This window comes from Paenibacillus sp. P2(2022), from assembly GCF_029522175.1.
Taxonomy (GTDB): Bacteria; Bacillota; Bacilli; order Paenibacillales; family Paenibacillaceae; genus Paenibacillus; species Paenibacillus polymyxa.
Genome location: NZ_JAKWFI010000003.1, coordinates 351,546 through 363,766, shown reverse-complemented (window position 1 = coordinate 363,766; position 12,221 = coordinate 351,546). Strand labels below are relative to the sequence as shown.

Genomic DNA, 12,221 nt, shown 5'->3' with positions numbered 1-12,221 from the left:
TGCCTCTTTTTGCTGCATAGAGAGGAAATAGCAGAGAACCAGAAACTGTATATGAAAAAAACGCGCAGTGGCGCCACAGGTAAGTTTTAAGCTCAGAATATATCATAATGGCATTCATAAATAGAAGTATGGTAAATTTACTAAAAGAAAGATATACTTTTGTTGCACTAACGCAGTACATGAAAGACAAGGAGTGTACCGATGAAGAAGCCGACGATTGAAGATGTTGCCCAGAAGGCGGGAGTGTCTAAAAGCACTGTCTCGCAATTTCTGAACAAACGATATAAATATATGAGCGACCAAACCAAAGACCGGATCGCCGAGGTTATTCAAGAGCTGAACTATCAGCCTAACGGGCTAGCCCGCAGCTTGAAGCAAAACCGGACGTTTATGGTGGGAGTCATTGTAGCCAACATTGATTATACGCTGTCGATTCAGTCTATCCGTGCGATTGAGGAGGAATTGCAGCGCTTTGGCATACAGGTGATTATTTGCAACGCCGATGAAAACCCCGACAAGGAAAGTCAGTATATTGAGATGCTCAAGGCCCGTCAAGTGGATGGCTTAATCATTTTCCCGACAGGAAAGCATGCAGACATTTACAACCAGCTCATTCGTGAAAAATATCCATTGGTGTTTTTGGACCGCTTGGTAGACGGTGTCAATACACGCAGCCTGCTGTTGGATAACGAAATGGCGATTAAGCTGGCGATTCAGGAACTTGTGGCTCACAAGCATGAACGAATTGCGCTGATTACCTTGCCCCTTGGCTTGAATCGGATTACTCCACGAGTGGAGCGGCTCAGCGGATATAAGAAGGCGCTGGAGGAGCATGGCTTGCCATTTCGTGAAGAATATATGCGCAGCGTGCCGAGAGAAGAAATCCAGCAGACGCTGAAGGAACTGTTCCAACTGCCGGAGCCGCCGACTGCATTGTTGGCCGGGAATGATATCGTGTTGGCTGAGGCGTTGAAGTATGTGAATGCCCGCCGTATACGCATTCCGGTAGAGCTTTCCATTATCGGGATTGACGATGCGGAGTTTGCTCATATTTACAATCCGCCGATTACGACCATTACACAACCGATTGCGGATATGGGGAAACAGGCGGCAAAAACGCTGCTGTCCAGCATTGAGGAAGGCGGCGAGTCGGTTCCGATTATTTACCGATTTGTGCCGGATATCAATCGTGGAGAATCCGTCAAAACGCTGTAGACGAGCATTGTGTCACATATTATAAAAATAGCCCGTATTCCTTTGTGTGACCTGAGTATGCGCATGCTGCTCAGGTCACACAAATGTGAATACGGGCTATTGGAAGTTAAGGCTGACTTGGATGCGGCCTTGTTGAGCTTGCGCTCGTAGCGGTGAAGGTTATGCGGGGAATGAGCCCAGACTAATTCGTGCTGGCGCTGAGCAAAAAAGCTTCCAATTCGGCTCGTGTCGGATAGCCGTCCATGTCTCCAGCGGACATGACAGCCAGCGCACCAAGTGCATTACCACGTTTGACCGCTTCAGCCAGGGGTAATCCCTCCAGCAGCGCGCTGATCACACCTGCGGCAAAGCCGTCACCTGCGCCGACAGTATCCACGACATGATCTACGCGGAAACGCTTGACATATCCCTCTGCATCTGCGGATTTGTAATAGGCGCCTTCGGTTCCCAGCTTGATGATCACCAGCGAGGTGCCGCGATCGAGGTAGAACGAAGCGATGTCTTCAGGCGAAGTATAGCCTGTTAGTATTTTACCCTCATGGATGCCTGGCAGCAGCCAATCGCAACCCTCGGATGCTTCGTTAATCGCCTCCACCATCGTTTGTGTGTCAGGCCATAACTTGGGTCTGAGGTTGGGATCGAAGGATACGGTTTTGCCTGCCTTTTTCATAAACTGCTTCGCATGTCGAGCGAAGTCGCGGCATTCAGGGGAAAGTGCGACAGAAATACCTGTAAAGTGCAGGTGGCGAGCCCCAGCAAAGTAAGCTTCGTTAAAATCAGCAATGCTCAGTGTGGAAGCGGCGGAATGCCTGCGAAAATATTCGACCTCAGGGTCGCCGCTGGTAACTTTGGATTTAATCAGCATCCCAGTAGAGTGGTCTTTGGTAAACATGACATTTTGGGTGTCAATCTTCTCCTGACGCAGTGCATCGGCAATGAACTTGCCGAACGTATCCTCGCCGAGCTTGGTCACGAGTCCAGCTCGTAGCCCCAAACGCGACAAACCGGCCGAAACATTCGTCTCCGCCCCGGCCAGCGCTTTGGTAAATGAACGCACCTCATCCAGAGAGCCTGCTTCATTGGCGTAAAACATAGCCATGGGTTCTCCAAAGGTAACAGCATCCAATGTTGCGGTCATTTGAATTCCTCCTTATGTTTAGTAAACTAAATCTGTAAGCGTATGCGCCGCTTGAATAAAATGAAATTATCACATAAATCGGTTTTTCACAATGAGTAAGTTGATATATTTGCTAAAAACTTTTTGGGCAATGTAGATAAAAAAATATGATTTTGTTTATCAAAAGGTAAAAATCGTATAAAAATCCGCGAATATTAAGGCTTTTTCTAGGAATGATGAAGTTTTGGGTTGACACACTCTTAGATAATTATTACAATTCTAGCTAAGAAGTAGAGTTAGAAACCGCTTTTATAACAATTCCGTTGATAAAAAAGTTTATCTAAACAGGAGGAATGTTTTTATGGAAATGCGTTATTCAACTCATCCCGAACATGCCAAGCATTTTACGACTGAAGAGTTGCGTCAGCACTATCTGATCCAGGAGCTTTTTGTACCTGAGGAAGTAAAGCTGGTCTATACGCATGAAGATCGTGTCATTATCGGGGGCATTCATCCCGTGAATAAATCTGTTGCACTGGAAGGTAGCGATCAAATCAAAGCGGAAACTTTCCTGGAACGCCGTGAACTGGGTGTTTTTAATGTCGGCGGCAGCGGTACGGTCAAGGTGGATGGTGAAACTTACGAGCTGGCCACAAAAGACTGTCTCTACGTAGGTAAAGGTGCTAAGAAGTTGATCTTTGAAAGCGATTCCAGCGAAAAGCCTGCGAAATTTTATATCGTTTCAGCCTTGGCTCATACCACGTATCCAACGACGAAGCAGTCTTTTGCCGATGTGCCGTCTGAAAGTCTGGGTTCGCAAGAAACAGCCAATAACCGTACGTTACGTCGCTTTATCCATGACGAAGGCATTCAAAGCTGCCAGTTGGTTATGGGGATGACCACGTTGGAGAACGGCAGTGTGTGGAACTCCATGCCGACACATGTTCATGACCGTCGCATGGAAGTGTATTTCTATTTTGAACTGGACGAAAACGCCAGAATGTTCCACCTGATGGGTGAGCCGAACGAAACACGCCATCTGGTCATGAAAAATGATGAAGCCGTTATTTCTCCGCCTTGGTCTATCCATTGCGGTGCAGCTACAGGTAGCTATACCTTCATTTGGGGCATGGCTGGTGAAAATAAAACATACAAGGACATGGATCAGGTAGCCATGAGCGAGTTGCGTTAATCATTGCATTGGAACGTAGACCTGCAAGCGGCTGAGGAACCATGGTCATCCCATTCGTGGAAAGGATCAGGAACATGACGAAAAAGAAAGTTTTGGAACATATTACTTCGGTTGGTGTTGTCGCAGTCATACGGGGAAACACAGCGGAGGAAGCGTATCAAATGTCCAAAGCCTGTATTGAAGGCGGCTTGAATAATATTGAGCTTACGTTTACCACGCCAGATGCGGATCAGGTCATTCGAAGATTGAGAGACGAATTTAAGGATCGGGCCGTTATTGGTGCAGGAACTGTACTGGAGTCACTGACGGCGAGAATCGCTATTCTGGCTGGAGCAGAATTTGTCGTAAGTCCTTCTTTTGAAGAAGAAACAGCGAAGCTATGCAATTTGTATGCGATTCCTTATATGCCTGGCTGCATGACGCTGAATGAGATCAAGGAAGCCATGAAATTGGGTAGTGATGTTGTGAAGTTGTTCCCGGGCAATACGATGGGGGCGGACTTTGTTAAGGCCGTGAGAGGGCCAATGCCTCACGTGCAGATTATGCCAACCGGTGGCGTTGATCTGGATAATATGGAAACCTGGCTGCGTAACGGCTGTGTGGCCGTGGGCATTGGAGGCAATTTGACGGCTCCAGCCAAGGAAGGTCGCTACGACTTGATCACAGAAAATGCAGCGCGTTATGTGGCTAAATACAAAGAAGTACGTGCAGCGTTGTAGGCTTCAGAAAATATAGGTTTTTATACTAATTTGTGATGGAGGCGTAGGCATGGGTCTGGACGATTTTTCATTGGATTTTTTTAGTCTAAAAGGTAAAACGGCGATTGTAACAGGGGGCAACAGTGGATTAGGTCAAGGATATTCCGTAGCTTTGGCCAAAGCAGGCGCAAACCTGTTCATTGTAGCTAACAATGATGATTATGAAGAAACAAGACGTCTGCTGGAGCCAACGGGTGTGAAGTTTGCTTTTCACCAGGCAGACCTGACTGAAAAAGCATCCATTAAAAAACTTGTAGAAGAGTGCATCAAGGAATTTGGCAAAATTGATATCCTTGTCAATAACGCGGGTACGATCCGCCGCGCTCCTTTGCTGGAGTATAAAGATGAAGATTGGGACGCTGTTATGGAAATCAACCTGAATGCTGTATACCATTTGAGCCAGGAAGTGGCGAAGATAATGGTAGAGCAAAAAAGCGGGAAGATTATTAATGTCGCTTCTATGCTTGCTTTCCAGGGCGGCAAGTTCGTTCCGCCATATACAGCAAGCAAGCACGCAGTAGCTGGCATAACCAAGGCATTTGCGAACGAACTGGCGGTTCATAACGTTCAGATTAATGCGATTGCCCCTGGTTATATTGCTACGGCGAACACGGCTCCAATTCGTGCGGATGAGAATCGCAATCAAGAGATTTTGTCACGTATTCCTGCGGGTCGTTGGGGTGATCCGTCTGACCTGATGGGGGTTGTTGTTTTCCTCGCCAGTCAGGGTTCGGACTACATGAATGGTCATATCTTGGCGGTGGATGGCGGCTGGCTGGTACGTTAATCAGCGCCAATCACATCGAAGCTATGAACTGAAAGCTGCCTCAAAAGGAACTTGTCCTTTCAGGCAGCTTTTATTTGTTTGATGAACCTGTAAGCTGAATATGAAGATTTGGGGCGTTGTGTCGATCCGTCCTATGCATATGGCACGAATGCCTTTATAATTTAATGAGATAAAAATTGCCTAGGCTCCAGCCGTTACACTTGGTTGGAGCCTTTGAGCATAATACAGAATGGATTGGAGAATGGAGAGATGAGTTCACAGCAACACCAACGAGCTTTGGTATACAAATCGTTGTGGCATGCAGGTCCTTGGGTGCTTGCCGCAGGGATCATCCTGGTAGGTGCCAATCTGCGCGCCTCGATTACTTCGGTAGGACCCCTTATCGGTTTGATTAAGGATTCTTTGCATATTTCGAATACACTAAGTGGTCTGTTAACGACGTTCCCGCTGCTTGCTTTTGCACTGTTGTCGCCTTTTGTAGCCAAACTGTCGCGGCGCTTCGGGTCTTCCCTTATTATTTTTGCGGCCTTGCTGCTGTTGACCGCAGGTATTGTAGTGCGCTCGACGTTGGGGGTGACTGCATTATTTGTCGGGACTGCGATGCTGGGACTGGCTATTGCTGTGTGCAATGTTTTGCTGCCCAGTTTGATCAAAGAGGAATTTCCACGCAACAGCGGACTAATGACCGGCGTATATTCCGTATCCATGAATGTGGTCGCTGCAACAGCATCCGGTCTGAGTATACCGCTGGCTCTGAACGGAGGAATGGGCTGGCGCGGTGCTTTGGGGATTTGGGCGATTGTCGGTGTCCTAGGTATTTTACTCTGGGTGCCGCAGCTCCTTAAGGCGCGCCGAACGGCAAGTCAAGCGGTAGTATCTGCCCGAACGGTGAATGTGTATAAATCGTCTTTGGCTTGGAAGGTAACTCTGTTTATGGGGCTGCAATCTGCCCTGTTCTATGTTCCTGCTGCCTGGTTTCCCGAAATGATGAGCGGACAGGGAATGGATTCAGAGACTGCGGGATGGATGCTGTCTGTGATGCAATTTTCGCAAATGCCATTTACTTTTATTGTGCCTATTTGGGCGGCGCGAGTGAAGGATCAGCGGATATTGGTTCTGATTATGGCTGCGCTCTATTTTATAGGTCTGGGTGGATTTCTGCTCGGGGCTACACAGTGGAGTGTGATTTGGGTCATTTGTATGGGTATAGCAGGTGGTTTTGCTTTTCCGCTAGTTATGATGTTCTTTAATTTGCGGACGCGAACACCGCAGCAGGCAGCAGAGCTGTCAGGTATGGCGCAATCCTTTGGTTATTTGCTAGCAGCGACTGGGCCGACGCTGTTCGGCTATTTGCATGATGCGACACAAGGCTGGACAATTCCGCTGCTTTTACTCTTGTGCCTGAGTGTTCTGCTTATGTTTACAGGGCTGGGTGCAGCTAAGAAACGATATGTCGGAGGCGAGGTGGATGATCAGGCTGCAATTTGATGCAGATGGCTACAGTGTGGTCTATAATGCAGATCGTGTTATGTTGTTGGCTAAAGAGTTTGCATTGTTGCGCTTTTTATACGATAACCGGAATCAGGTGTTCACCCGGGAACAACTGCTGGATCGTGTGTGGCCACTGGAATATCCAGTGGAGCGTACAGTGGATGATCATATCTATAGATTGCGCAAAAAACTTAAGTCATGGAATGGACTCCGTATTCATACGGTCAGAGGATATGGCTACAGCTTGACCCTGACTGGCATACAACCACGAAATCATCCTTCTTTGCACGATCAGGAAGTACAGGACGCCGTTCATGGACTTTTCCGAAAGTATCACCTGCTGGGGCAAGGCGATTCCATCGTAGCGCTGGCTGAACAGCAGGAGCAGATGGGTTTCCAAATGTCTGCCTATTATCAAATGTATACCCGTTTTGTACAGGCGGATGTAGCTTGGTTTTTGAAACAAGAGGATTTTGCACCCGCAGACCGTTTGTATTGGATGTTGCTGCTTTATACGTGCACCGCAGGGGTAACGGATCAAGGGCTTGCCCTATGTGAACGTGCGCTTGCCAGCGGATTGCTGTCCAGTGATCAGGAGCGGGAATTACGTATCCTCAATATTCTGGAGGCTTATGTGGAGAATGGACAACCTGAACGCGCACAGAAAGGTCTACCACTGACCTTCAAGGTTATGGAGCGGGATGATCTTGATAAATTTGTGATGCCGGTTGCGCTCATGGAGATGTACATGCATCTGGTCGCCAATCATATGGAAAAGGCTGCCGAACTGTCTGATCGTCTGGAAGGCATGCTGTCAGAGGCTCCGTATTTGCGCGAACTGGGCCGTTATCGCTTGCTGCGCGGACTTATGCTGTTGCGTACTGGAGATGTAGACCAGGCCGAGCGGCTCATGGATGAGGGGCTGGTCACCCTTGATATGGCGAAACAGAAGCTATTAAAAATCAAAGCAATAAGTCAAATTCGTAGTTTTTTAAAGCTTTGCAGCCCGTATCCAAGGCTGGAAGAGAAGTATGCGACTCAGTATGATCAGCTTGACCGGGACAACAGTTTAACACTGCATCGTTCAGTGCTAAGGCACTGGCTGGAGCAGATCCTTTCTTAGGCCTGACTTCATTAGCTGTCTGATTTTCCTCTGATATAGGCCCGCTAGAATGTTCTTATTGCTAAAGAAGCAGAAAATGAGAGCAGGGTGAGTAGAAATGAAGGAAAATAAAGAATTGCAATCCACGCCTAGCATTTGGCGTAATGGCCATTTTCGGCGGATGTTTGCGGCACATACGGCTGCTTCCTTTGGTGATTGGTTTGATGCTATCGCCATTCAGGTGCTTGTTGCTTACCGCTGGGAAGCTGACCCGATGCTGATTGCGCTGATTCCGGTAGTTATGGCGCTACCGGGTCTGCTGCTCGGTTCCATTGCAGGCACGTTAGCCGACCGGGTACATAAGGCCCGACTGATGATCGGCTGCGATATAGCTGTCGCCTTATTGACGCTGACGATTCTCGCCGTCCCTGGTCCGGTGTGGCTGTTGCCTTTGCTCGGCTTGCGCGCGGCGGCTGGCGTATTCCAAATGCCGTCACAGCAAGGTTTGACTCGTACAGTAGTCGCCAGTGGCGACCTATTCCGTGCAACCTCACTGAATGGCCTGGTCAATCAGGCCTCCAAAGTGGCGGGACCATTGCTGGGCGCCATGACCTTGACTGTGCTGTCCCCGCAAGCATGCATTATCCTAAATGCACTGCTGCGCCTCTGCTCCGGCCTCTTGCTATGGCCGCTGCGCGGAATCGGTCCGGCGCTGGCCAGCACAGACCAGCAAGCGGTTGCTGGTGCTGACGAGCAGCTCGGAAAGTCGACATCGGTTACAGCGCATGGGGCTGATGATGCCAAGATGGAGGGAGAGCCTGCTCACGTATCCCGTTTTTTCAATCAGTGGCGGGAGGGTTGGGCGTTCCTCTGGCGCAGTCGAATGCTTTTGCATACGCTCATATTCGGGCTGTTCGGCTTGATCGCCATTCTTATGATCGACTACCAGTTCCCTACGTTGCTGAGAGTGCTCGCTCCGGGCAACGAATCGCTGCTTGGCTGGCTGGTTTCCGCCATAGGTGCTGGCGCTGTTGGTTGTATGCTTGTGCTTAATCGCTTGAATCGTATAAGCGCAGGCTGGGGACTCGGTGGAGGCTATGTGCTGATTGGCGGAGCGATTGCCGCTTTAGGCTGGGCGCAGCCCGGGACAGGACTACCCGTACTGCTTACGATCGGGGCCATGCTAGGTGTGGGGAATGGTCTGTACATTATCACCCAGAATTACATATTACAAGCCAAAACCCCTGCTGATATGGTGGGGCGTGTCTTCGGTATTCAAAGTACCGTGATTGGAGCGATCATGGTCATTTCGCCGCTTACCGGGGGAGTATTGATCCGAATAGCAGGGGCAGGAACGGCTTTTGTCTGGATCGGGATGTCTGTTGGAATCCTGGGTTTGGCAGGACTTCTGCTTCAATCTGTAATTTGGCGCGAGTCTCTTGCTGATCCTCCCCCTTCGACTGAACAAAATGTCGATCTAGCGTAATCGTTTGCTTCCATTTAAGAAATTTATATTATTGTAGCATCAATATTTTTAGCATAGGAGAGATCATGTTGACTCAAAATTATTCGTCCGCAACGCCAGTGGCACGACTGCTTGAAGGATCACGAGTGTACTTGCGTCCCATTAACGTGGAGGACACCGAGCTGTATTATAATACGTTGTTTCATCAGGAAGTGCGGAGGCTGACGGGCACACAGCGAAGCTTTACCAAAGAGCAAATTGCTCGTTATATAGAAGCTAAAGGACAGGATTCCTCAAGCCTGCAGCTGCTCATTGCACTTCAGGAAGATGATCGTGTCATCGGGGATATTGCGCTACAGGATATGGACAGCCTGAATCGCAGCGCCAACATCCGTATTGCGATCAATGAGCAGGGGAATCAAGGTAAAGGCTACGGCACCGAAGCGCTTGTGCTCATGCTAGGCTATGGATTCGGTATTTGTAACCTGCATCGGATTGAGCTGAATGTATTTGATTTTAATGAACAGGCCATCCGTTGCTATGAAAAAGTAGGCTTTCAACGTGAAGGTGTGCAGCGGGATGCTCTATATTACAATCATCAATACCACGATTCGATTTTGATGAGTATGCTGCAGCATGAATACTGTGCCCGGTATGTGGAAAAAACAAAAAGTTGACTCAATGACGTTTACAGGGGTTTAAAGAAGAGATATAATTAAATGATAAAGTTACTTGTTTGCGCAAGGATGACCGACAATATCAAATGAATATATGAATTATCGGAGGAGCCTGTCACCAAGGCTCCTTTATGTCTTTTTAGGGGAACCTGTGCTGTATGTAGGGTTTCCCTTTTTATTTTGCGAGTTGTGGTCTGTTTAAGGTCAGACACATATTTTGGACGATTGTTCTGCATTTTATGATTATCCGTTTTCTTCAATTGTAGATGATGCGCAAATGAGTTCAAGGATTAAATAAAAGGAGGTTATTAACCTATGCAATTTATATTGTATCTTCTTTTGATTCTATTGTTTACAAAAGTAGCCGGTCATTTATCGGTTAAGCTCGGTCAACCTGCGGTATTGGGGAAGCTGATCGCTGGTATCGTGCTGGGCCCGGCAGTTTTGGGATGGGTACAAAATGATTCGCTGATTCATAATATGTCTGAAATCGGCGTGTTGCTGTTGATGTTCATTGCCGGGCTGGAGACGGATCTGGATCAGCTTCGGCGCAACTGGAAGCCTGCGGTAGCAGTGGCAGTCGGGGGTATTATTTTGCCGTTACTCTGTGGTTTTGGAGTTGGGGAAGCCTTTGGATTTTCCGTGCATGAAGGATGGTTTTTGGGGATTGTCTTGAGCGCTACTTCCGTAAGCATTACGGTGCAGGTGCTCAAGGATATGAACAAGCTGAATACCCGAGAAGGCTCGACCATTTTGGGTGCGGCAGTGCTGGACGATGTGCTCGTCGTGGTGCTGCTTGCGGTCATGATGAGTATATTCGGTATGGGCGGAGAAACTTCGCTGGGACTTCTTGTTGGCAAAAAGCTAGTTTTCTTCGTAGTAGCTATTTTGGGTGGCTGGTTCGTTGTTCCATGGATTATGAAAATACTTGCCCCCCTCAAAGTGACCGAAGCTGTGATTACTGCTGCGTTGGTCATTTGCTTCGGTTTTGCGTATTTTGCAGATTTGATGGGTATGGCGGGCATTATCGGAGCTTTTGCTGCGGGGATTGCCATTTCGCAAACAAGCTTTAAGCCTGTCGTAGAAGAAAAGGTGGAGCCCATCGCTTATTCCATCTTTGTGCCAGTATTTTTTGTCAGCATTGGCTTAAATGTATCTTTTGAGGGAGTGGGGCAGCAGCTTGGGTTTGTTGTTGTTTTGACCCTGATAGCACTGGTGACGAAGTTGGTCGGAGGAGGCATCGGCGCGCGGCTGACAGGTTTTAATACCCGTTCCTCGCTTGCGATTGGTTCTGGCATGATATCTCGCGGAGAAGTTGCGCTTATTATCGCAGCCACCGGGCTGCAAACAGGCCTGTTGGCACAACAGTATTTTACATCAGTCATCATTGCCGTTATTTTGACGACTTTGGCTGCACCTCCAATTCTTAAGCTAAGTTTTAGTGACAGGAAGACTGTAAGCCGAGTTAAACAGTAGAAGATTGGACGAACCAGACATACAGTAAGACCCTTCTGATTCATTTTCCAAGCAGGATGGAAAGTGATCGAAGGGTCTTTTTATGTTGGAATGTTCGGTTCGGTCGTAGAATTAGGACTCGGATACGACGGTGAAACGTTGATTCAAATGTTGTGGTTTTTCAATTTCGTCTACTACGGCAACTGCATAATCTTCATAGCTGACATAGCTTGCACCTTTGGAATTAACCAGTAGTGTGTCTTTGCCCACTTGGTAAGAGCCTGTACGTTGGCCGAGAGCAAATTCCGCGGAAGGACTAATAAACGTCCAGTTCAGGTTGCTGGTACCGCGTAGAATGTCCAGGTTCTTTCCTTGGTTATGAGCTGTTGGATATACAAAATCAGGGAAGTCGGGAGTATCCTTGACCAAGAGTGTCTGAGATTCATCCGTAAACAAGCTGCCTGCACCACCTACGACAATCAGGCGAGTACCGGATACATTGCGGAGAGCCTCAATTAGCACGTTACCTGCATCTACATGCAGATGCTCTTGTCCGAACGGAGCGGCAAAAGCATTAACAACGGCGTCAAAACCTTTCAGATCATCTGTTTTCAGGTCAAAAACGTCTTTTTGTACTACAGCTGCACGATTATCCGTTACTTTAGCTGGGTCACGGACGATGGCGGTTACTTCATGCCCTCTGTCTAATGCTTCTTTTACGATATTACTTCCTGCTTTACCGCCTGCACCAATAACTGCAATTTTCATAATAGAATAGCCTCCTAAAAAATAATTTGGATGATTTATTGGCTTAATTCATGCGTTGTATGATGTTCATACTTGAACTTTAATATGTAACCATTATAGTTACAATATAAAATAAAAGTCAAGCTCTTCTTTGGGCAAAATAGAGTCCTCCGATTGGAAAGAGAGGAACTCGTTTAAATATAAGGTGATACTGA

Annotated in this window: 11 protein-coding genes; 9 read left to right on the top strand and 2 right to left on the bottom strand. The window is 47.8% G+C overall.

Going from position 1 to position 12,221, the window contains the following annotated elements:
- Positions 1 to 201 precede the first annotated feature (201 nt).
- Entirely contained in the window at positions 202 to 1,215 is a 1,014-nt protein-coding gene (locus MMB75_RS13415) for a LacI family DNA-binding transcriptional regulator (RefSeq protein ID WP_257126429.1), read from the top strand.
- A gap of 181 nt (positions 1,216 to 1,396) precedes the next feature.
- Here MMB75_RS13415 and MMB75_RS13410 read toward each other — a convergent pair whose 3' ends face one another.
- Positions 1,397 to 2,353, bottom strand: a complete 957-nt coding sequence (locus MMB75_RS13410) for a sugar kinase (RefSeq protein WP_025366106.1) — start codon at positions 2,351 to 2,353, stop codon at positions 1,397 to 1,399.
- 340 nt (positions 2,354 to 2,693) lie between these two features.
- Between MMB75_RS13410 and kduI the strand changes: the two genes are divergently transcribed.
- The 8 genes from kduI (at position 2,694) to MMB75_RS13370 (ending at position 11,280) form a co-directional block, all read left to right on the top strand.
- A complete protein-coding gene (kduI, locus tag MMB75_RS13405) occupies positions 2,694 to 3,524 on the top strand; it encodes a 5-dehydro-4-deoxy-D-glucuronate isomerase (RefSeq protein WP_017428648.1) in 831 nt (276 codons plus the stop codon).
- 74 nt (positions 3,525 to 3,598) lie between these two features.
- Entirely contained in the window at positions 3,599 to 4,243 is a 645-nt protein-coding gene (locus MMB75_RS13400; protein ID WP_257126428.1) for a bifunctional 2-keto-4-hydroxyglutarate aldolase/2-keto-3-deoxy-6-phosphogluconate aldolase, read from the top strand.
- A gap of 49 nt (positions 4,244 to 4,292) precedes the next feature.
- The gene (gene kduD / locus MMB75_RS13395; protein WP_123797773.1) at positions 4,293 to 5,069 is read left to right on the top strand and encodes a 2-dehydro-3-deoxy-D-gluconate 5-dehydrogenase KduD; all 777 of its coding nucleotides are present in this window, start codon (positions 4,293 to 4,295) and stop codon (positions 5,067 to 5,069) included.
- Positions 5,070 to 5,318: 249 nt separating this feature from the next.
- Positions 5,319 to 6,557 carry a CynX/NimT family MFS transporter gene (locus MMB75_RS13390; RefSeq protein WP_025366103.1) on the top strand — a complete coding sequence of 413 codons (1,239 nt, stop codon included), beginning with the start codon at positions 5,319 to 5,321 and terminating at the stop codon, positions 6,555 to 6,557.
- Positions 6,538 to 7,683, top strand: coding sequence for a winged helix-turn-helix domain-containing protein (locus tag MMB75_RS13385; protein WP_257126427.1), 1,146 nt, complete (start codon positions 6,538 to 6,540; stop codon positions 7,681 to 7,683). The genes MMB75_RS13390 and MMB75_RS13385 overlap by 20 nt, the downstream gene beginning before the upstream one ends.
- Positions 7,684 to 7,780: 97 nt before the next feature.
- Positions 7,781 to 9,148, top strand: coding sequence for an MFS transporter (locus MMB75_RS13380; RefSeq protein ID WP_257126426.1), 1,368 nt, complete (start codon positions 7,781 to 7,783; stop codon positions 9,146 to 9,148).
- Positions 9,149 to 9,213: 65 nt separating this feature from the next.
- The gene (locus MMB75_RS13375) at positions 9,214 to 9,804 is read left to right on the top strand and encodes a GNAT family N-acetyltransferase (RefSeq protein ID WP_257126425.1); all 591 of its coding nucleotides are present in this window, start codon (positions 9,214 to 9,216) and stop codon (positions 9,802 to 9,804) included.
- Between the two features lie 315 nt (positions 9,805 to 10,119).
- On the top strand, positions 10,120 to 11,280 hold the full coding sequence (locus MMB75_RS13370) for a cation:proton antiporter (RefSeq protein ID WP_025366099.1): 1,161 nt from the start codon (positions 10,120 to 10,122) through the stop codon (positions 11,278 to 11,280).
- Between the two features lie 111 nt (positions 11,281 to 11,391).
- Here the strand turns inward: MMB75_RS13370 and MMB75_RS13365 are convergent, their stop codons facing one another.
- A complete protein-coding gene (locus MMB75_RS13365; RefSeq protein ID WP_257126424.1) occupies positions 11,392 to 12,027 on the bottom strand; it encodes an NAD(P)-dependent oxidoreductase in 636 nt (211 codons plus the stop codon).
- Positions 12,028 to 12,221 lie beyond the last annotated feature (194 nt).